Origin of the sequence: Thermococcus cleftensis, assembly GCF_000265525.1 — an archaeon.
Taxonomy (GTDB): Archaea; Methanobacteriota_B; Thermococci; order Thermococcales; family Thermococcaceae; genus Thermococcus; species Thermococcus cleftensis.
This window is the reverse complement of sequence record NC_018015.1, coordinates 147,997-168,744: the sequence shown is the minus strand read 5'-3', so window position 1 is coordinate 168,744 and position 20,748 is coordinate 147,997. Positions and strand designations below refer to the sequence as shown.

Below are 20,748 nucleotides of genomic sequence, written 5' to 3'. Positions count from 1 at the left end.
TGTGAATGGGATACGGCGAGGTTAAGGAGAGGGTAAAGCTCATTCTCGAAGAAGCCCTTGACGAGATGCTTAAGGAGGCCGGAAAAGAGTGGAACGGTGAGATAACGTTCGACGACACTCCGAGCATCGAGCTTGGCGACTTCGGAACGGCCGTCGCCTTCCAGCTGGCGAGGGTCTTCAGGAGGGCCCCGAAGCTGATAGCGGAGGAGCTTGCGGACAGAATTAAGGACAAACTCCCCGGAGAAATAGCCGAGGTGAGGGCAGTAAATGGCTACATAAACTTCTACCTGAACTACGACGTCTTTGGAAAAGCACTGGTGCAGGAGATACTCGAAAAGGGAGAGGTCTACGGCGAGAGCGACGTTGGAAAGGGTAAGAAGGTCATCGTCGAGCACACTTCAGTGAACCCCACCAAACCGCTCCACATGGGGCACGCGAGGAACGCGGTCCTCGGTGACACGATGGCAAGGATCATGAGGAAGCTCGGCTACATCGTTGAAGTCCAGAACTACATCGACGACCTTGGCGTCCAGTTCGCACAGGTTCTCTGGGGCTACCTAAACCTCAGGGAGGAGTTCGAGAAGATCGAGGCCGAGCTGATGGAGAAAAACCTGAAGGAGGACTTCATAGACCACGTCATGGGGCTCCTCTACGTCGAGGTAAACAAGCGCATCGAGGAGAACTCCGAGGTGGACGGAGAGGTTCGCGAACTGATGAAGAAACTTGAGGAAGGCGACAATGAGATAGCAGAAATCGGAAGGAAGCTGGCCGAGCGCGTGGTTAAGGCTCAAATGCTCACCACCTACCGCATGGGCATAGCCTACGACCTGCTCAGCTGGGAGAGCGACATAATGAGGAGCGGAATATTCGGGGAAGCCTACGGGCTGATAGAGAAAAACGAGAACTTCTTCTGGGCCACGGAAGGAAAATACAGGGGAGCCTTCGTTATGGACCTCAGGAAGCTCTTCCCCGACATGAAGAACCCCTTCCTCGTCCTCAGGAGGAGCGACGGGACCGCCACCTACACCGGCAAGGACATAGCGTATCACCTCTGGAAGTTCGGGAAGGTAAAGGCCGATATGCTCTACAGGCCCTGGGACAGGATTGGGAACCACGAGACGTGGACGACCGCACCGGACGGAGAGGAGATGCCGGGTAAGTTCGGCAGGGGGGATATAGTCATAAACGTCATCGGGGCGGAGCAGAGGCACCCGCAGATGGCGATAAAGTACGCCCTCCAGCTCCTCGGCTTTGAAGATGCCGCCGGGAACTTCCACCACCTCGCTTACGAGCACGTCGTGAGGGAAGAGGGCAAGTTCTCGGGAAGGAAGGGAACCTGGGTCGGCTTCACCGTCGATGAGGTTCTCAACGAGGCCGTGCAGAGGGCGAGGGAGCTCGTCGAGGAGAAGAACCCGGGCCTGAGCGAGAGGGAAAAGGAGGAGATAGCTGAAGCGGTTGGAGTAGGCGCGGTTCGCTTCAACCTCGTCAAGTACAGCCCCGACAAGGTGATAACCTTCCGCTGGGACGACGTGCTGAACTTCGAGGGGGAGAGCGCGCCCTACATACAGTACGCCCACGCTCGCTGCGCCTCTATCCTCAGGAAGGCGGACGAGAGCGGTCTCGACGTCGGGTGGAAATCCCTGCTCGAAAAGGCCGACTTCTCAGGACTCACCAACAGGGAAAAGGAACTCATAAAGCTCCTCGCCAAGTTCCCAGAGGTCATAGAGAGCGCCGGCAGGGACATCAAACCCCACCTGGTTCCAGCTTACCTCAACGAGCTGGCCTCGCTCTTCAACAAGTTCTACATGGACCACCCGGTGCTCAAAGCCGAGGAGGGAATCAGGGAGGAGCGCCTGTTGCTCGTTCTGGCGGTCAAACAGGTTCTCAGGAACGGGCTTGAGTTGCTCGGCATAGAGGCGCCAGAGAAGATGTGATTTTGGCTTTTCCAAATTTTATCCCGTCTTTTGTGGCATACCTGAAGAAGGGAGAAGAGGTTTAAATAGCTCAGTGAATCTTGTACCTGAGGAACGCCCCAAGGCCGCCGAAGGCCTTGTAGAACTGCTGGCCCTCGTCCGTGTCGAGGGAGATGATCTCCACGTTCGAGCCGGCCTCCTCGGCCATCTTTATGAACTCCTCCGCGACGTCCCACTTCTCGAAGCTTATGTTCTGGCTTCCGCACTTGGGGCAGTGGGTGAGCTTCTTCCTGTAGACGTGGAACTCCTGCTCGCTCATCGTCTTCTCCTCGCTCCAGCCGCAGTTGTTGCACTTGGCCCTGACGCGAACCTTGTCGTAGCCCTCGCTGATGAGGAGAGTGTCCACGGCTCCAAGTTCGAGCGCCTGCCTGACCTCCTTCTCACCGTAGGTTATCATCCCCGTGTCCTTGACGAGGTGCCTGAAGAAGTTCTGGATTAGATGCCTCTCCTTCACCGCCTCGTGGTCCTTGAGTATGTCGCTGGCCTTCTCGACGAGCTCCCTCAGGCCGTACTCGCCGTGGTAGCTGATGTCAACGACGCCTATTATCTTCTTCCTGAGCTCGTGGTGGAGGTAGTCGCCCTCGACGAACTCCTCCTTGGTCGGCCCAGGGCCACCAATGATGATTCCCCTCAGCTCGCCCTTCTCAAGGAGCGGGAGGAAGGCCTTGTTGGCGTGCTCACCGATCCTCTTCATGAACTCGTGGGTCTCCTGCTCGCGGATCCTCTCGTAACGCCTCGCCGACTGACCACCAGCCCTCGTCTTTCCGGGGACGTTCGAAGTCAGCTCGTCTATGACGTCGATGCGCTTTCCGCGGAGAAGGCCTATCGTGGCTTCGTTCTTCTCGACGGTTATCAGGCCGTAGGCGTCTTTGACGCGGAGCATCTCCTCGAGCGGTTCCGTGACGAAGGTCTGGTCACATCGGTAGAGGCGGACCTTCAGCGGCTCGGGCGGAACTATCGCCCAGAGCCTGATGTCGCTCACACCTTCCTGCTCGCTGACGTTCCCGACGAAGAGAGCGAGACCGTTCTCGGGCGTCTTCCGGTAGAGTTTGAGGTGCTGCATGGCCCTCTCAAGTGCTCCCAGAACGTTCTTTCGGGTCGATTTGCTCTTGATGTTCTGGGCCGTTCCGTATTCCTCTCGGAGCTGCTGCATCACCTTGTTTATGTCGTATCCAGCGGGAATGTAGAGGCTGACCAGCTCGGTAGCTCGACCCCGATGGTTCTTAAGTTCTTCCACCTTCTTTTTGAGCTCGTACATTTCCGCGGACTTGTGAGACATGAGCATCACACCCCCTCAGAATGCTTTCCACTCGGTTTTAATCCTGGAGAATGAAAAAGCGGAGAATTTATAAAGTTTAGGAAAAACCAGCTAGAACCAGTAGACTATTATCAGGGCAATTACGCCCAATATCCCGCCTATCGCCACTACCAGCACGTTGAGGGCCGTCAGTGGCACGTCCGAGATGCCTATCCAGTTCGTGAACCACAGTATTATAAGGCCAATTATTGCATTGGCCACTAGGTACTTGATTACTCCAAAGCCAACCTTGACCACCAGCATGATGGCCAGGAAGAGGAAAAACAGCAACAGCAACTCTTCGAGCATAGTATCACCCTGGGTATTTAAAACAAACGGGCTTATTAATTTTTCGCAACATAAATGGAATAATGTAGGAAACGTATCAATTTGAGTTCAGCTTACGAAAGTTTTTCAAGAACTTCTTTGGCTATATCCCCAAGAGGGACCCACTTCTTGCCCTCAAAGGGAAGTATCACCTTGTCCTCGACGCTAACGAGCTCTTCCACCATTGGCCTAAGTTCCTTCAGCCCAAGCTCGCCTATGACCATCAGAAGAAAACCTTTCTGGTCTTTGTTGCCCTCTGTGAGACCCCTTCTCACGCCTTCCACTATCCAGTCCCTGTGCTGGGACGCAACCTCTGGAAAGCTCTTTATTATCTTGTACGATAGGAGCATAGCGTTCTCCCTGACGTATGGATTTTTCCTCTCCATCAGCGCCATCAGCTTCTGGAAGAGTTCTGGGGTTATGTGGCTCCGCGTGGAATTCGGATTGATCTCGAGGACGTTGCTCAGCAGGAGAAGTGCATCGCCAACTATGCCGGGGTTGGAGTCGTCCAAAAGTTCAATCAGTGCCTGCAGGGCTTTCTTGTCCTTAACTGCCATTTTGAGTATTTCGTCGAACTTCTCTTCCTCGATCATCTTTTTTATTTTATCCCTTTTGGATCCGAAGGAGAGGAACGCCATGGGGATCACCTTGTTATGAATTGTGCAAATATTGTATTAAGTTTTTCGTTGTAATCTCTAGGGGGTCATTTTTATAAATCTAAGCTCGTACGTTAGATTATGGAATTACGGGAAGTATATAATTTTTTGTTGGGAGCGTCACTGGCCTTTGGGATTTTCGTTCTCGCTAAGATTAATCCCATACTTTGCACCGTTGCTGGTTGTACTTGTGGGATTTAATATAAGCAGGTATTTGTTTGAAGACATTTTATACCGAATTTCCATATCCCCCGCAATAGGAATGTCTATTCTTTCTATCTTTGCTTATTGCTTTAGTATTGTCCATGTAGATCTAAATGTTCTTGAGTACGTTGTGATCTTTCTTATCACTGTTACATTTGACATTGGAGATTTTCGTTTAATAACAAGCCAAAAAAAGTCAGAGTATATCCCCCTCGTAAAACTATTGCTCACGGTTTTTCTTGTAGTTGGAGTGAGAGCACTAGTGTTCAAGATGCCCACAGATAATGTTGATAACTATTTCCACGCTACAAAAATTCAGTATATTCTCGAATATATGACTCTGTTTCCTCCAAAGGTCCCTGTTTTTAACGTCTTCACTTATCCTGCTGGATACCATGTGCTAGTGTCCCTTGTTGTGCTTGTTTCGGGAGATTTGATACCTCACGCCATGCTGGTTGTACGTCTATGGAGCTGGGCCTTCATAGTCTTGGGAACCTATCTATTCGCGTCTGTTTGGTTTGATCGAAAAATTAGGTTATACGCATCAATGTTAATACTCGTGACTAACATTTGTACCTATTACCTGCTGGTTTACATAAATCCCAACTTTATTGGATTGTATTTCTTCATGGTACTTCTTGCATTGGCATACTTGGACATCGAAAACGCTGGTAACTCTAAGGCTCTTACAATATTTACAGTGCTAATTGGAGTTGGAGCTCTTTCGGTTCCCCCCTATGGTTTTCAGAATTGGGTATTCGTTTTGTCTGTGTACCTTCTTCTAAAAATTATAAGCAGGGAGATGTCCATTAAAAAAGCTCTCTCAGTCGGCGTGATGTATTTTGTTACTCCAGTAGTTTTGTATGTTCTGTTAAATCCATATTTTCTGTGGCCTCAGTTGGCATCAGATGTAACTATTGAATATCCCTGGGCGTCATACGTGGGGGTTGTGGTTGGAAATCTCGCGATATTTAAGGGAAAAAATCCGATGGATACTTGGTGGAAATTTATGTATATCATCAGATGGGCAACGATCAGGAATTCCAACTACCTTGCAACGATCTTTTTGTTTCTAGGTCCGATAGCCGCAATGAGGAAAAAGCTTAAACGTAAAGAAACATTGTCATTGTTGGCATTTACTGTGTTTGTTATACTACTAATGTTAAATCGCCTCACTTATAATGTTCCAGTGCCTTTTTTGGAACCGCTGCCATGGAGAGAATGTTCCTCTGGTTAATCCCGCTATTCCCGGTTTTCATTGCTCTCGGGTGGGACACGGCACTCACATTAACACGCAATATAACGGTTCGAAAATTGCATGTAATGAGTGAGGTATTCATATTGATACTTCTTTTTATAGTTCCAGCCCTCAGTATCCCTTACGATCTGATTGCTGGAGAGGCAAACTTCTATGTGGATTCAAATAATTTAGAGGATTTCAAGTGGATAAATGATAGGTTCAGTAATGCCACCATCCTTAATTCGTGTTTCCAGGATTCTGCACAGTGGATTCCATTTTTCACGTCTAATACTGTTATCTTCTCTCATATGAATAGGTGCAGAGTGGAAAATCTAACCCCCAGCAACGCTGAAAAAACGATACTCCTTGGACTAAGACCACTCAATGCTGAACTTGCTTATATAGATACAAATTATCCCAGTTTGGATCCTATGGTCTTTTATCCAAGATACAAACTGATTCGTTTTAATGATGGAAATTGGTTATTTGATTTAACTTCAACCGATACAAGGAATAATTATAGGATTTTATCTAACGAACTGACACTTTGTGATGATTATATCTCAGGAAATATGCACTTGGACGGTAAGTATTATGTATATGGCTTCTGGAAGAAGTACTTTAGAGTTGAGTACTTTTATCTCGAGGGCATTGACTACGCATGGCTTACGGCTCCTAAAGGAACCATAGCCTTTGTTCCATGCAGGGACTATAATAAAGTCACTATGTCCATCGTTTCATCTATGAGATCTCCTCTTAATCTGTCCGTTATAATAAACGGAAAGGAATACGACGCCACAATAACCCAAGGAGCTAATATCCTTTCATTTAATGTGACTATAAATAGGGATTCGTTGAACGTAATCGAAATCCATAAAGACTGTGATTGCATCATATTCGTGGAGTCGATAAGACTTGAAAACTGATTGATTAAACCCAACCAAAGACTGCTCCTTATTATTGCCGTAGTTACAGGTGATCCCTATGCAAAAAAGGAGGTCTAGTTACTTCCTGTGGGTAACAATGGTAACATACAGTGCGGCCATGGTGCTCATTTCATTTAACAGGCACTACACCTTCCGTACAAATGCCTTCGATATGGGAATCTTTATGCAGTCCCTGTGGAGCACTGTCCACGGAGATTTTATGTATAACACCGTTGAATGGTTCGTTTTTTGTGCCCCCAACCACTTCAGGATACACTTATCCCCAGTTCTCGCTGTCTTGGCCCCTCTCTACGGCCTTTTACCCCACGCCGAGACCCTGCTGGTTATCCAAACGGTCGTCATATCCCTATCTGCGTACCTGCTGTACCTACTGGCTGGGAGAATAATCGGAGAGTCCAAAATTGCCCTGGCGTTAGTGGTTATGTACCTCGGGAATTCCCTCGTTCAAGGGATAAACAGCTACGATTTTCACGCCGTACCCTTCGCAATGCCCTTCATCTTCCTGGCCGCGCTGATGATTGAGCAGAAGAGATATGGCCTTGCGCTTTTGTCCGCTTTGGGTATTCTTAGCGCGAGAGAAGATGCGGGCATTGCGGTCATTTCGCTGGGGCTTTTCTACCTCCTCAAGAATCGGGAGATATTCAGCCCCTCTACGTATGTTTCAATCATCAGGGCATTGAAATCCGGAACCCTTGACGAACTGGAAAGAACGTCCCTTGTTTTTATTGCAGTGGGGACCGCATGGATTCTTCTGGGGTGGGTTGTGGTGGATTCGTCTCACTTGGCGTCCTTCTATGGAGGTCTTCTTGACGGTTGCAACATACCGATGAAGGCGGTTTACTTCCTTGTGGCGAGCGCCACGCTTGGAATGCTAACGTTTCTTAAGCCGAAGTATTCCCTCCTGCTAACCGCTCTTCCCTGGGCCGAGATTTTACTATCGTGCGAGAAAAATCTCTACCGGGTGGGATTTCAGTATCCGTATATGCTCGTCCCCCTCTCAATGATTGCAATCATGTACGCCCTTGCCGAGATGCCCGGCAATCGCAGGAGCAGAACGGTTGTTATGGCGTTGGCCCTTGGCCTCTTCGTTTCCACCGTTACGTCCCCGGTACTTCCCGGTGAGAACGGTCTTACGGGAATCCTGGAGATCCCAGCCAATTACTACGTCCCCGTGACGGGGCACGACAGAATGCTGATGGATGTAACCAGGGCTTTGGCGGCTACCGATTTCTCCGTATTAACCCAGAACGATATATTTCCCCACCTGGCAAACAGAGAAAACACCTACGTCATATGGGCGTCCTACTGCGGGAGGGCCCTGCCGAGAGCGGACCTGGTGCTCCTTGACTGGACTCTGAGTTACGCCGATTACAACTTTCTTGTGGAGGACCTTCTTTCGGAATACACGGTGATATATAAGAGGGACGGAGTTGAAATCTGGGTCAGGAATGACCTCATTGGAACACGGGAGGTTGAGAATCTTCAGCGGGTGCTGGAGGGGATTCAATGAAGAGGGAGGCTCTTGAAAGATTGATTCCTGGGCTCATTCTGCTGGTATATATCCTTACGCGGGTTACTCTCCTGTTCCAGATGAACGAGTACGTGGACTACGACGAGGGAACATACCTGCTGATGGCGAGGCTCATCAACAGCGGTTACCTCCCTTACAGGGATATCTTTGCCGTTCACCCTCCGCTTTACTACTATCTTCTCGCCGGCTGGTTGAGGGTATTTGGGGACAGCTACGTGTCCGGCAGGCTTCTGTCTGTGTTTCTGGGAGGATTGGCAGTTGTTTTGGCGTACCGTACTGGTAAACTCCTTGGGGGAATCAGGCTCGCCGTTCTGTACTCCGCCCTCTTGCTCGTAGATCCAACGGTGTTCAGGATAAATCAGCTGGTTCTCCACGATACCCTGATTGAGTTCTTTGTAATTGCGTCTCTCTACTATTTTGTCAGATACACGAGGACTAAATCCCGGTGGGATATGTACGTCTCCCTTTTCCTCGCGGGACTGGGCAGTACGGCCAAGTTCACGATACTGCCCTTCGTCGTGGCCCTGTATATTACCTTTCTCGCTTTGAACCTGGACGAGACCTCCAAAATGCATTTCCAGTCTGCGGTGAGCCTTGTCCTATCGTGGAGGCAGGGACTGGTTATCGCTGCAGTTTACAGTTTCTTGATAGCCCTTTTCGTGTCCCTTAGAATGGCCTGGCCCTCTTCGATAACAAAGGACATAATCGTTGTCTTGGGGATTCACCCGGTTGTTCTGGTGGGTCACAAGTACGTGGGTGTCTTCATCTTCCTTATGTGGGCGATCTTGGTCGTGTATCTTTTCAGAGTTGAGTACTTTGAGAAGCTCGTACATATCTTTCGTTCGGCAATCTCTCAGCTGCGCCTGCTGATTTGCATGGCCCTTGCAGTTCTGATTCCGAAAGTTATTGTTGAGGGTGCCCTGGGCTATCTAATCTCAGGGGATTATTTCTACCAAACCTACCTCATGCAGGGAGGTAGATACGGCTCGTTCATGGGGCTCTACGAGCTAATTAACAGAGTGTTGTCTACGGTTGGAAGCAACCATCAGGAAACGGCGTACGTCTTTGTCCCCGCTTTCCTGTTGATCTTTGCCCTCATACTCTTCAGGTTTAGAGGATTCTCGAATGAAAAGCCCCTCCCAGTGGATCTCGCGGTTTTATTCGTTATGAACGTGGCCATGTACCTCCTTGTGTTTCCCGTCAGACCGATCACCAGGTTTATCTTACCCCTGCTTCTTACCTTCTACCTGTTCGCTGGGGAGCGTTTGGCTGGATACAGGGTTTTCTGGAAGGAGTGGGTAATCGTCGGTGCAGTCTCTCTGGTGTCGCTGATTATGATTGTGGGGGGGCTCGTTATAAACGCACCCTCGGGGGAGCTGGGCATTCCCTGGGCAGTTCACTCCGGAGAACTCAGGTCCGATGCGATCTCCTACATGAAAACCAGCTCTTCCTGCGGCTCGATGTACTCCGTCAATCCAATGAACACTTACTACTTTAACGCTGAGACGAATCCCCTGCTGGTGGACTCATTTGGTGTTCTGTACGTGAATGGAACACCCGTTGAGGAGTTTTTCAAGCAGGTAAAGGTGTCCTCAGACTGCGTTGTTTTTAGCACGTGGGCCGAAGGGGCCATACGCTCTGGAGGACATCTTGGAGAGATTTACAGCCGGCTTAAGGCTTTGATCGTAACGAATGGTGAGCTCCTATTCTCTGAGTCGTATTCAACTGGGGACGTCTTATCGATATTCAGCCTGCGTATCCCTCCAAGAAGCCCCACAGTAATCTCGGAAAACGGGAGGATCGTTATCCTCGATGACAATGGAAGTGCCGTGATGAGTATTTACGGGCTAGGGGACAACGTCTCCCTTTCCAGCAGAGCATGGATAACACGGATCACTCCTGGAGTGTTCTCAGTTCGCCTGTACTCCGAAAACCCCGGAGAGTACATCGAACTCACCGTGAGGAGCGTTTCGAGAGGCCTGTTGCTGTCCTCCCCCAACACCACGACAAAACTCGTGCTTGAATACGAAGGAGTTGCGACGGATACACGTGGAAATCTGCTGGATCCCGAGAAAAGGTACGGCGAGGTGATCGTTTACTCCGGACATCATAGATTTAGGATATCTGCAGAAGGTATTCACCAGAAAAGGGGCGGGACGATCATATTAGACCCCGGTACCGAGATTGAGGTGATTTTAGAGGATTAGTCGTTGATTTTATCCTCCATCTCATTTGATATCATGCTCTCGTAGGTCTGCTGGAGCGTCCCGGTTCTTCTTATGGTTCCAAAACGGGGATCGAAGAACCTCCTGATCGCAAGAACTATCATAACAATGGCGATTACTATCATAAACATGTACTCCAAAGATGCCTGGGCACGCCTCATCATTGGCAGTCCTCCAAAAGAAAAAGGAGCTGGGGTGGAGACTTCAGCCGTTGGAGCCGGAGTCAATCTCCTGCTGGAGCTCCGAGCTTATCTTGTCCTCCGCAGTGTCGGCAATCTCACTGGCACTGCTACCCCTGCCGCTGATCTGCCTCCAGACTATGAGGACTATAACCAGCGCAGCCGCAATCATAAACAGGTACTCGATGGCACCCTGAGCCTTCCTCTTCATGTTATCCACCTCCAAAGGATTACTTCATACCAATATCCACCGAAAAAGCTTATATAGCTTTCTGCCCAAATTTAAGGGGAAGCCCCCCAATACTGCGGAAACCCCAGGGGTGGTTCTGTGGAGTTGGTAAGCGTTCAATGTGAGTCATCGAGCATTGAAGATTGTATAAAGAACGTGGTATCAAAGTCAAGAAAACTGTTGTCCCCACTGCACGGGTCCATAGTGTCCTCCAAGATTAACCTAACGTTCGGTGCTTTTATGAACCTGACAGTCGTATTGTTGCTGGACGACCACGGTAACATGAAAAAGGGTATAATCGCAGATTACGCCCATGGGAAGAACAAGGAGGACGCCATAACCAAAACTATGGAAAAGATCAACCGCATTCTTCCGAAGAATGCCAAGGTTGTGGACTTCGAGGTCGGCACCTACACCACCCCCGTGACGAGGAGGACCTACGCCGTCGTCGTGGTCGTTTACAACGCTCCACCTGAGGAAAAGCCCCTCAGCGAGTTCACCATAAAGGAACGCCGCGAACTCCTGGCCAAGATACTCGAGAACTTCAACTACAATCCACGCGTTCTGAACATATCGGAGATAGCCAGAATGTTCGGCGTTTCGAGGGACTCCATTTACTATGACATCGAGCAGATACTGAAGGACAAGGAGGGAACGAGAAAGAAGGGGTAGCTCAGCCAGTCGCGCTTATCGGTGCGGGCGTGGCGGAGAGCACGAAGAGCAACACCGCTATAACCGCCAGAAGGATTCTTTTTTTCGAGATTGGAGACACCTCGTCGAGCGCCCCGGGGTTACCCATCGCCCCCATCAGCAGCACCAGAACCCCCCATATGAGCCACCCAACCCAGAGAAAGCTCATTCCTATGAGGACGAGCCCTATGACCGAGGTCATGTAGCGGTGCGCCCTCTCGCTCAGGAAGGCTCTCGCTATGTGTCCCCCGTCGAGCTGTGCCGCGGGAATGAGGTTGAGGAACGTAACGAGTATCCCAACCCAGCCGGCTATAGCAACGGGGTGGAGGAAGACGACGACGTCCTCCGGCAAGCGGAGGAAGTACTTCTCTATGAGCAAAAACAGCAGGTTCTCGCCGAAGGTTATTCCCCCTTCCATAGGCTGGATCGCGTCTACGGGGAGCGGTACCGAGAGCTTCAGCCCAATTATGCTCACCGGGACCGCCACGAGGAAGCCCGCTATCGGTCCGCTGACGCCCAGGTCGATGGCCGCGTTCCTCGTCGGGAGGGGAGACTTCACCCTTATCACCGCCCCCATAGTGCCCAGCATGCTGGGGAAGGGAATGAAGTAGGGCATCGTTGCCCTCACTCCGTGGTAAGCGGCCGCTATCTTGTGGCCCAGCTCGTGGGTTCCCAGTATCCCCATCACGCTTATCGAAAAGGCCAGGGCATTGATGTAGGGGTTCCTTATCCCCGGGAGGTTGTACTCGTTGAGCAGGGATATGTAGCTTAGTGACAGCCAGTAACCGGCTAAAAACGTCGTGAAAATCGTCGCTATCAGGAACACCCAGGGGAGCCAGCGGTTGTCTTCCCCGATCTCCCCCGCGGGGAAGACGTAGAGAAGAACTTTTTCGCCACGTCTCTTGAGGGCCGCCCAGTAGCCAAGCTCCTCGAGTTCCGCCAAAACCCTCTCAAAGTCCGTCTCGAGTATCTCCCTGACCTCGAAGACGAAGACGTTCCCCTCAACGCCGGCCGGCTCAAGGACGTAAAAGGCTCTCAGCTTCTCCTCGACGGCGAGGGGGAGAACCGGAGCGGCGGTCTCCGCTTCTGTGTCTTCCTTTCCAGAAACTTCTTCCGTTTCCCTGGGCTCCACCCGAAAGCCCACTAAAATCATGTCGCCGCCGCAGACCGGGCAGGAGTTCTCTATGACGGGTTCGTTCGAATCGAGAACCTCCCTGTGGCCGCAGACGGTGCACTCGTAGATTCCTCCGGGCATTTTCTGCCTCCAAGCTTAAAATGGGGAGTGGGGTTAAAAAGTTATTCTATTCATTTGACTTTGGACGTATACCACTGACTCCCACCTAACTTAGAAGTTCACGAATTGCCTCATCTGCGCTTAGTCCCTCGTCGGGGTTGTTCTTCAGGTAGTCAGCGCGCCTTTTGAGTTCCTGGTACTCGTCCTCCGGAATAACCTCAGCCCCCTCTTTCTCCACCTGGAGTTTCAGTAGTTCGAGCTTGAGTTCTTCTAGTTCTCTCTCGATTTTCTCTATGCGATTGATAATGACTTGAACGCTCTCGCTCACGCTATCACCAAAGAATGTTCAGTGTCAAACCTCAAAAGGTTTGCGAATTTCGCTTGGGTTGATAAGAGAAAAGAAGCCGGAGTTAGTCCTCCACCTCGACCTCGCCGGAGTCAGCATCAACTCTGACCCTGTCACCGCTCCTCAGTTTAGAAACGTCTATCCCGTCCACCATTGGAATGCCAGCTATTATCGCGCCGGTGGCGACTATCGTCTCGGCCTCGCCGACTATTATGGCCTTCGGTGCCTTTCCGTTTTTCTTGAGGGCGTAGATCACATAGGAACCGACGGTCGAGCCCTTGCCGCGCGGAAAGGCGAGTATCTTCCCCGCTATGCTCTGGCCCCTTATGTCGCTCTCGGCGTCTGTAACGATTCCGGTCTCTGGATCGACGCCACCGAGGAACGAGAGGGGCTTTTGCGACACGATGAGCTCTCCCTCCGCCTTTCCCCCGACGATTTTCCTCCCCTTCATCTTCATTCTCCCACCTCACGGCGCTTCCTTTATGAGCTTCTCGGCGTCGTCGAGCCTCACCTTAAAGCCGAAGGAGCGGAAGTAGAAGGCACTCTTCCCGCTGTTGGTCGCTATGCCGCGGTACCACCCCTTAATCGGCGAGACGACGAGGCAGGAATCCGCTATGATTCTTCCGTTGTAGCGCTCTATCGTCTCGGTGTAGCCGAGCGAATCTGCGAGGGCCTTAACGGCCCTGCTCGCAGTGATGAAGAGGGGTATCTTCAGGGGTCTGCCACGCATTTTCAGGAGCTCGGCTATCTCCTTAATCTCCGCCAGGGAAGCGTGGGGACAGCCGACGAGGATTATGTCAATGTCTCCCCAGTCATCGGAGAAAGCTTCCCTAACGGCTTTTACGTCGCTTTCCTCAACGGTTATTGTCTCAAGTTTATCCGTTACGGCATCGCGGTACTCCGGAGTCTCGCCCTCGACGTGGTAGAGCGCCACGCTCCCGCTCGCCGCCATCGCCGCGCCGAGCTCTTTCAGGAACTCGACCCTTTCGGGCTGGATCCCCCGGAGGTAGGGTACGTCATTGCCAAGGGTCTTCCCGAGGTGGTAGCCCAGGGCCGAGTAATCAACGAACGTCCTCACCTTCGCCTCAACCTCAACTACCACCGTCGCCTTTCTGTTCTCGTCGAGGTGGAGGCCGTAGTTGGGAGTCTTTCCAACTATCGCTGCCGCTAAGCTCGAGGGCCCACCCTCGCGGTTGGTTCTCGCGCCTACGATGGAGTTCGCGAAGCTCACAGCTGAACTCTCGCTCCAGGCAAGGTGGTCGCCGAACTTCGGCAGGTTCGCCCCGTAGTAGGGCGTACAGGTTGAGGTGGTCTCTATTCCCATTGCCCTGTAAAGCTCAAGAACTTCCCTCTGCTTCTCCATGAACTCGTCGTCGCCTATTCCTGCCGGGTTCAGCGTTGTGTAAACGCTGACCTTTGCGCCGGCGTCGGCGAAGTCCCTCAGGAACTCCATTCCGGCGTCGCCTATGTTCTTGTAGGAAACGCCCGCGATCTGAGCGCTCTTTATCGGAATGAGCCTGTCGGCGCCGTAAATTTCGCCGAGGGCGACCAGTATCTCCATGGCCTTCTGGAGGGCGTAGCCGTACTCCCCCGCCAGAACCAGCTCCTCCTCTTTCGTCAGGTACATAGCACCACCGGGGAATTAAGGGTGTCTCCAAATATAAAGCCCGCTCCGAAAAATTTATAAACCCACTCCCGATGACTAACTAACGGGTCAAGCAGCGGGGTGGGGCAGCTAGGAGTGCCCGCCGGGCTCATAACCCGGAGGTCGGAGGTTCAAATCCTCCCCCCGCTACCATGTTCATTTCTGTGCGTTGGTGTCTTTGTTTGTACAGTAGTGACTGTGTGTATGCTCGGCGATGGAGTAAACTTTTTATTGTTGCACGTGTTACGTTAATCGATAGTCATGAGAAAAATTAAAGATCTGGATGTAAATGAACTTCACGAGGTTGTTGAGAGGGTAAAGCTCCTGCGTTCTTTGGGATGTTCCTATGGCAAAATCGTCGATATCATAGCCGATGAGTACCGGCTCAGACTTTCAAAGGCAACAGTGATCCGCTGGTGCAAGGGCACACACGACCCGTTCAACCGGATTAAACGCATCGTGACAGAACCTTCACCGGAACTTTCCTATGTAATCGGAGTTTATCTGGGCGATGGGAGTATTCACAGGAAATCCAATGGAAAGTATCTCATCAAGCTTAAGGTCATTGATGAAGAGTTCGCTAATGCGTTTGCTGAGTCACTTCAACGGTTGGGAGTCAAAACAACTGTGGGTCTTGAAAGTGATTCGACCAGGGTGGATAGGTTCTATGTTGAAGGGAGCAACAAAACATTGTTTCAGCTTTTAAGCAGCTCAAAGGAGACCCTGTTCTCCCTGTCGGAGAGGTATCCGGTGCAGTTCCTCAGGGGGTTCTTTGATAGTGAGGGATTTCCAACTGTGAATGCCGGGAAAACGTTCGATGTTAAAGTCGGGGTCGTCAACTCAGACGTTCAGGTTCTGAAATTTGCCAAGAAACTCCTTAAAGAACTGGGGATTCGTTCACGGATGGTAAAGTTATACTCTAAAGGTCACGAATTCACGATTCGAGGAGAGGTGTACACCTCAAACGTTGATATGTTCGTCCTGTGGATTTCACGCTTTGGGGATGTGGTATCTTTTTATGAAAACGTTGGTTTTACGGCAACGAGGAAATCAGAAAAACTTCGGAGAGCTATAGAGCTGAAGGAAAGTTATCCTCCAGCAGAGGCTATCAGAATGTGGCTAATCGAATACGAGAAGCGTGGACGGGGATACGTCAAGAGGGCAAACCTTTTTAAACCTCCCATCAATTCCCAACGCGAAGGGGCGGCTGGCGGGAGCTGGCCGTCACCGGGAGGTGTATGGTATGGCAAGGATACACGCGAGAAAGAGGGGTAAGTCTGGTTCTAAGAGGCCACCGAGGACCGCTCCGCCGACCTGGGTCGAGTACACGGCGGAGGAGGTCGAGGGGCTCGTTATCAAGCTCAGGAAGGAAGGCTACAGCGCTGCTATGATAGGAACCATTCTCCGCGACCAGTACGGCATTCCGAGCGTCAAGCTCGTCACCGGCAAGAAGATAACCAAGATACTCGAGGAGAACGGCCTAGCGCCCGAGATTCCCGAGGACCTCATGGCTCTCATCAGGAAGGCGGTTAAGCTCAGGAAACACCTTGAGCAGCACCCGAAGGACAAGCACTCCAGGAGAGGTCTCCAGCTCACCGAGAGCAAGATAAGGCGTCTCGTCAAGTACTACAGGAGAACCGGCAAGCTGCCGGCGAAGTGGCGCTACGATCCGGAGCAGGCCAAGCTCCTGGTCCGCTGATCCCTTTCCTTCTTCTTACCCGGTGATGCCTCGTGGATAGGGGGCCGTTTTTGGAGCGGGCCAGGGAAGGGGCAGAGCTAATCAAGATGCACATCGAGCTAGGGCACACCATAAGGCTCATCTCCCACCGCGACGCCGACGGAATCACCGCGGGCGCGATTTTAGCGAAGGCCGTTGCTAGGGAAGGAGGGAGCTTTCAGCTCAGCATAGTCAAGCAGCTCAGCGAGGAGCTGATAAAGGAATTGGCAAGTGAGAGGCACAGGATATACGTCTTCAGCGACCTTGGAAGCGGCTCGATTGAACTGATAGAGAAGCACCTCGACTTCGCAACGGTTGTCGTTGCCGACCACCACCCGCCGGAAAAGAGCGAGTTTTCCACCGAATCCCACGTCCTCGTGAACCCCGTCCCCTTCGGGGCCAACAGCGTCCGCGACCTGAGCGGTTCCGGTGTTGCCTACTTCGTGGCGAGGGAGATGAACGAGAAAAACAGAGATTTGGCCTACATAGCAATCGTGGGCGCTGTCGGCGATATGCAGGAGATAGACGGGACGTTCCACGGGCTGAACCTTGAGATACTCGAGGACGGCAAAAAGCTAGGAATACTCGAGGTGCGGAAGGAGCTCAGGCTCTTCGGAAGGGAGAGCAGACCCCTCTACCAGATGCTGGCTTACTCAACCAATCCCGAGATTCCAGGGATAACAGGCGACGAGAGGAACGCCATAGAGTGGCTCCGCGCCAGGGGCTTCGACCCGGAGATGAGGTACTGGCAGCTTCGTGAGGAGGAGAAGAGGAAGCTCCACGACGCCCTTGTGATACACCTCATAAAGCACGGTGCCCCCAAGGAGACGATAGACAGGCTCATAGGCGACGTGGTGATAAGTCCCCTCTATCCCGAAGGCGATCCGAGACACGAGGCGAGGGAGTTCGCCACGCTCCTCAACGCCACCGGGAGGCTGAACGCCGGAACGCTGGGCGTTGCGATATGCCTCGGCGACGAAGATGCCTACAGGAAGGCCAGGAAGATGCTCGACGACTACAAGAGGGAGCAGATAGAGGCCAGGAAGTTCATAATCCAGAACTGGGGCATGGCCGACGAGGGTGAGCACGCCTACGTCTTCTACGCCGGCAGGAACATAAGGGACACGCTCGTGGGTATAGCGGCCAACATAGCCATAAACGCCGGCCTGGCCGACCCCGAGAAGCCCGTCGTCGTTCTGGCGGACAGCGACGAGGACGAGAACCTGGTGAAAGGCTCGGCCAGAACCACAGAGAAGGCCCTCGCAAAGGGCTACCACCTGGGAGAGGCACTGAAGGAAGTGGCGGAGAAGCTCGGCGGTGAGGGCGGCGGGCACGCGATAGCAGCAGGAATACGCTTCCCTAAGGGCAGGATAGACGAGTTCATACGGTTGTTTAACGAGGCCTTGGCCAGGCAGGTCGGGGAGGGAAAGGGCAGTGAAGATTGAGGCTAGGGCGGAGATAGCCTGGCACTACGGCGACCCCAAGAGGGCCGAGGCCATTGCCCAGGCGCTTGAGGTGGACAACGCGGGCCTCCCTGAGGGCCTAAAGAAAAGTTTAAATGTGCTAACCCAATGGGAAGATGGGGACGTCATAACAAAGGTTAAATACTCGGGTGAGATTGAAACACTCATCAAAGCGCTGGACGATTTGGTGTTTTCAATCAAAATCGCCGAAGATGTTACCGAAAAGGTGTGAAGCGGAGGTGTTAAGATGGCGAAAGGTAACCCCAGGAAGAAGGCTGCCGCTACCAAGGACAAGTGGAAGAGCAAGGAGTGGTATATAGTTTACGCTCCGGACTTCTTCGGAAGCAAGGAGATAGGCCTCACCCCGGCCGATGAGCCGGAGAAGGTAATCGGCAGGGTCATCGAGACCACCCTCAAGGACCTCACTGGAGACTTCACCAAGGGCCAGGTCAAGCTCTACTTCCAGGTCTACGACGTCAAGGGCCAGAACGCCTACACCAAGTTCAAGGGCCACACCCTCGCGAGGAGCTACATAAGGAGCCTCGTCAGAAGGAGGACCACCAGGGTCGATGGAATATTCAACATCACCACCAAGGACGGCTACAAGCTCCGCGTCATGGGCATGGTTATAGCCTACCGCAGGATCCAGACCAGCCAGGAGAGGGCCATCAGGGAGATCATCAGGGACATCATCTACAAGAAGGCCGAGGAGCTTGACTTCAAGGACTTCGTCCTCGAGGCCGTCAGCGGCAAGATGGCGGCTGAGATAGCCAAGGAAGCGCGCAAGATATACCCGATAAAGAGGGCCGAGATAAGGAAGATAAAGGTCCTCGCCGAGCCGGAGGCTTGATGCCTCCAACTCTCCTTCTCTAAACCCGTCCTTCTCTCGGCAGACTTTTAAAGTTCTATCCAACCCTTCTCTGGAGGTGGGAGAGTGAAGTTTCTCGTTAAGACCCAGCGGGGAATGGAGAGCGTCGCGGCAAACTACATAAGGGAGGCCCTTCCAGATGCCAGCGTCTGGGCGTCTCCGATGGGCTACTCGGGTCTGGTCATTGTTGAGACCGACGAGGAGAACGTGGAGGAGAAGATACTAGCGATCCCGGAGGTCGAGAGGATCATTCCCGTCATCGTCGAGGTTCCGGCAGCGCTCGAGAGGATAGTCGAAAGCGCCGAAAAGCTTGCCCCGCTAATAGGAGCGGACGAGACTTTCGCTGTGAAGACGAAGAGGCGCGGAAAGCACAGCTTTTCAAGCCTCGATGTCAATAGGGAACTGGGGGCAAGGATAAGGGAACTGAGCGGCGCTGATGTAAACCTCAGCTGGCCGGACAGGGTTGTTCAGGTGGAGATAATCGGGGACAAGGCTTACCTCTCTGTCCTTCCCGGAGAGGAGTTCAGGAAGTTTACCCCGGACAAGATAGACGCGAGGAAGCTCTTCCGCAAGGTCACGCTCGTCCAGATGCCATACTGGGGCGACTACAAGGCCTGCCGTTCCTTCGGTGAGAAGATAGGTCGGGCCGCTCAGGCCTTCGAGGTGAAGGAGCTCGTCATAGCCCCCAAGGAGAAGATGGACGCCTTCGAGCTGGCCGAGTTCATAAAAGGCGTTAAAATCGGCCAGGAGAGCAGGTACCAGATACAGCGCGAGGCCTATCCCTGGAAGGTCGAGAAGGTTCCCGTTTCAGTGTGGGATCTCTATCAGGTCGTCAGGGACAAGAGGCGGAGCAAGAGGCTGCTCATCATCACCGACCCCAAGGGACCAACTCTGGCCGAGGTGAAGGGGAGCCTCGCTAAGGACATGTTCTACGCCAGGGAGGTTGTGATCTTCGTCGGCTCCCGCGAGGGCATTCCACGCGGTCTCTTCCGCTTCGCCGACTACGTGGTTGATTTGGCCCCATACATGACCTTCGCCACTGAGCACGGCATTCCCGCTGCCCTCGTCTCGCTGTGGGAGGTCTACGAGGAGTACCTGAGGGGGAGGGGAGAGGCGAAGGATGAGTGATCCTTTTCTATCTTTCCGGCGTCAGCCCCTAAGGTCCTCCTCACCGGTCGGGAATCCGCCGTAGTCATCATTCGCCGCGTTGAATTTTCCACTGTGTTCTTAAATCTCACGCGAGGGCGTAGAAGAGGCCCGCACCGATGAAACCACCCATCAGTGAGGCGAGGAAATTGGTGGAGTTGTTGTCGGTTATCCCCTCGTTCTCCAGCGTGGCGCCTATGAGGCTGTCGATGTTCACGCCGATGAAGCCTCCGAGAGTAACGGCTAGAAGCATCGTGGCTTTCTCCGCCGTTAGTGGAAGGGCGAAGAGCGCTATCGCCAGGGCCCCAGCAAAGGCGAACAGTTCTCCAGCCCACGAGACGGCGCCGTTGGTGCCGGGCTTTGCAGGCTTGAGATTGGTTATCAGCTTGGGACTCTTTCCAAAGACCTTGCCTAGCTCACTGGCGAGGGTATCCCCGTTGGCGGTCGCTATCGCGGCGAAGACTGCCGCCCAGAAGACGTCCATGTTGGAAAAATGTTCGAAAATAAGAAAGATTGCAGCTGCCAGGCCGTTTCCAAGGACGTTACCCCAGCTCCTAATACCGTTTTTATCCTGCGCCGCCCCAAGCTGGGTTTTTTCCCGGAACCTATACTTTGTAGCGAGAACACCAAGAATAACGAATGTCACCATCGCCAGAAACGGGTAAAGTCCGCCGAGCTCTATGACCACCAGCCCGAGAGCGGTCGCCGCTACTGCGCCCTTTGCGTCGAGGGCCTTGAAGTGGTACGAGCCGAAGCCAAGGCCCGCAGCCACTGCCACGTCCATAGCTATTCTCTCGAGCATCACTGTCACCTTTTGGAGAAGTTGGGAGG

22 protein-coding genes and 1 tRNA gene are annotated in these 20,748 nt (G+C 52.5%); 13 read left to right on the top strand and 10 right to left on the bottom strand.

What is annotated here, in order from left to right; genetic code table 11:
- Positions 1-5 precede the first annotated feature (5 nt).
- Positions 6-1,934: an arginine--tRNA ligase gene (locus CL1_RS00905; protein WP_014788033.1), complete on the top strand. Its 1,929-nt coding sequence runs from the start codon at positions 6-8 to the stop codon at positions 1,932-1,934.
- 70 nt (positions 1,935-2,004) lie between these two features.
- On the opposite strand, the gene prf1 is transcribed toward CL1_RS00905, so the two are convergent.
- From prf1 to CL1_RS00890, 3 genes are all read right to left on the bottom strand, one after another.
- Complete coding sequence (prf1, locus tag CL1_RS00900; RefSeq protein WP_048152322.1) at positions 2,005-3,252, bottom strand: peptide chain release factor aRF-1; 1,248 nt, start codon at positions 3,250-3,252, stop codon at positions 2,005-2,007.
- Between the two features lie 90 nt (positions 3,253-3,342).
- Positions 3,343-3,579 (bottom strand): pro-sigmaK processing inhibitor BofA family protein, encoded by a 237-nt coding sequence (locus tag CL1_RS00895; protein WP_014788031.1) that lies wholly within the window; start codon positions 3,577-3,579, stop codon positions 3,343-3,345.
- Between the two features lie 92 nt (positions 3,580-3,671).
- On the bottom strand, positions 3,672-4,235 hold the full coding sequence (locus tag CL1_RS00890) for a hypothetical protein (protein WP_014788030.1): 564 nt from the start codon (positions 4,233-4,235) through the stop codon (positions 3,672-3,674).
- 208 nt (positions 4,236-4,443) lie between these two features.
- Here CL1_RS00890 and CL1_RS00885 point away from each other — a divergent pair, with 208 nt between their 5' ends.
- The 4 genes from CL1_RS00885 to CL1_RS00870 are packed head-to-tail and all read left to right on the top strand — an operon-like array spanning position 4,444 to position 10,382.
- Positions 4,444-5,694 (top strand): DUF6541 family protein, encoded by a 1,251-nt coding sequence (locus tag CL1_RS00885; protein WP_048151667.1) that lies wholly within the window; start codon positions 4,444-4,446, stop codon positions 5,692-5,694.
- Positions 5,670-6,623, top strand: a complete 954-nt coding sequence (locus tag CL1_RS00880) for a hypothetical protein (RefSeq protein WP_148267256.1) — start codon at positions 5,670-5,672, stop codon at positions 6,621-6,623. The genes CL1_RS00885 and CL1_RS00880 overlap by 25 nt, the downstream gene beginning before the upstream one ends.
- 58 nt (positions 6,624-6,681) lie before the next feature.
- Positions 6,682-8,154, top strand: a complete 1,473-nt coding sequence (locus CL1_RS00875; protein WP_014788029.1) for a DUF2079 domain-containing protein — start codon at positions 6,682-6,684, stop codon at positions 8,152-8,154.
- Positions 8,151-10,382, top strand: a complete 2,232-nt coding sequence (locus CL1_RS00870) for a glycosyltransferase family 39 protein (RefSeq protein ID WP_014788028.1) — start codon at positions 8,151-8,153, stop codon at positions 10,380-10,382. The genes CL1_RS00875 and CL1_RS00870 overlap by 4 nt, the downstream gene beginning before the upstream one ends.
- Here the strand turns inward: CL1_RS00870 and CL1_RS00865 are convergent.
- Entirely contained in the window at positions 10,379-10,564 is a 186-nt protein-coding gene (locus CL1_RS00865) for a class III signal peptide-containing protein (protein ID WP_014788027.1), read from the bottom strand. The genes CL1_RS00870 and CL1_RS00865 overlap by 4 nt on opposite strands.
- 40 nt (positions 10,565-10,604) lie before the next feature.
- Complete coding sequence (locus CL1_RS00860; protein WP_014788026.1) at positions 10,605-10,790, bottom strand: class III signal peptide-containing protein; 186 nt, start codon at positions 10,788-10,790, stop codon at positions 10,605-10,607.
- Between the two features lie 258 nt (positions 10,791-11,048).
- On the opposite strand from CL1_RS00860, the gene CL1_RS00855 reads away from it, so the two are divergent.
- The gene (locus CL1_RS00855) at positions 11,049-11,480 is read left to right on the top strand and encodes a helix-turn-helix domain-containing protein (RefSeq protein ID WP_014788025.1); all 432 of its coding nucleotides are present in this window, start codon (positions 11,049-11,051) and stop codon (positions 11,478-11,480) included.
- A gap of 1 nt (position 11,481) precedes the next feature.
- Here CL1_RS00855 and CL1_RS00850 read toward each other — a convergent pair whose 3' ends face one another.
- The 4 genes from CL1_RS00850 to CL1_RS00835 all read right to left on the bottom strand — a co-directional run bounded on the left by CL1_RS00850 (position 11,482) and on the right by CL1_RS00835 (position 14,705).
- Complete coding sequence (locus tag CL1_RS00850; protein ID WP_014788024.1) at positions 11,482-12,753, bottom strand: site-2 protease family protein; 1,272 nt, start codon at positions 12,751-12,753, stop codon at positions 11,482-11,484.
- An 85-nt stretch (positions 12,754-12,838) separates the two neighbouring features.
- A complete protein-coding gene (locus CL1_RS00845) occupies positions 12,839-13,060 on the bottom strand; it encodes a hypothetical protein (RefSeq protein WP_014788023.1) in 222 nt (73 codons plus the stop codon).
- Between the two features lie 82 nt (positions 13,061-13,142).
- Positions 13,143-13,535, bottom strand: coding sequence for a DUF126 domain-containing protein (locus CL1_RS00840; protein WP_048151657.1), 393 nt, complete (start codon positions 13,533-13,535; stop codon positions 13,143-13,145).
- Positions 13,536-13,544: 9 nt separating this feature from the next.
- On the bottom strand, positions 13,545-14,705 hold the full coding sequence (locus tag CL1_RS00835) for an aconitase X catalytic domain-containing protein (RefSeq protein ID WP_014788021.1): 1,161 nt from the start codon (positions 14,703-14,705) through the stop codon (positions 13,545-13,547).
- Between the two features lie 93 nt (positions 14,706-14,798).
- Here CL1_RS00835 and CL1_RS00830 point away from each other — a divergent pair.
- The 7 genes from CL1_RS00830 to CL1_RS00800 all read left to right on the top strand — a co-directional run bounded on the left by CL1_RS00830 (position 14,799) and on the right by CL1_RS00800 (position 19,899).
- A tRNA-Met gene (locus CL1_RS00830) sits at positions 14,799-14,876 on the top strand.
- A 108-nt stretch (positions 14,877-14,984) separates the two neighbouring features.
- Positions 14,985-15,998: an LAGLIDADG family homing endonuclease gene (locus tag CL1_RS00825; protein ID WP_014788020.1), complete on the top strand. Its 1,014-nt coding sequence runs from the start codon at positions 14,985-14,987 to the stop codon at positions 15,996-15,998.
- Positions 15,967-16,422 (top strand): 30S ribosomal protein S15, encoded by a 456-nt coding sequence (locus tag CL1_RS00820; RefSeq protein WP_014788019.1) that lies wholly within the window; start codon positions 15,967-15,969, stop codon positions 16,420-16,422. Before CL1_RS00825 ends, CL1_RS00820 begins: the two co-directional genes overlap by 32 nt.
- 32 nt (positions 16,423-16,454) lie before the next feature.
- Positions 16,455-17,885, top strand: a complete 1,431-nt coding sequence (locus tag CL1_RS00815) for a DHHA1 domain-containing protein (protein ID WP_014788018.1) — start codon at positions 16,455-16,457, stop codon at positions 17,883-17,885.
- Entirely contained in the window at positions 17,875-18,135 is a 261-nt protein-coding gene (locus tag CL1_RS00810) for a KEOPS complex subunit Pcc1 (RefSeq protein WP_014788017.1), read from the top strand. The genes CL1_RS00815 and CL1_RS00810 overlap by 11 nt, the downstream gene beginning before the upstream one ends.
- A 15-nt stretch (positions 18,136-18,150) precedes the next feature.
- On the top strand, positions 18,151-18,753 hold the full coding sequence (locus CL1_RS00805; protein WP_014788016.1) for a 30S ribosomal protein S3ae: 603 nt from the start codon (positions 18,151-18,153) through the stop codon (positions 18,751-18,753).
- Positions 18,754-18,837: 84 nt separating this feature from the next.
- A complete protein-coding gene (locus tag CL1_RS00800; RefSeq protein ID WP_048151654.1) occupies positions 18,838-19,899 on the top strand; it encodes an SPOUT family RNA methylase in 1,062 nt (353 codons plus the stop codon).
- A gap of 106 nt (positions 19,900-20,005) precedes the next feature.
- Here the strand turns inward: CL1_RS00800 and CL1_RS00795 are convergent, their stop codons facing one another.
- Positions 20,006-20,719, bottom strand: a complete 714-nt coding sequence (locus tag CL1_RS00795) for a DUF92 domain-containing protein (protein ID WP_014788014.1) — start codon at positions 20,717-20,719, stop codon at positions 20,006-20,008.
- Between the last annotated feature and the right edge of the window lie 29 nt (positions 20,720-20,748).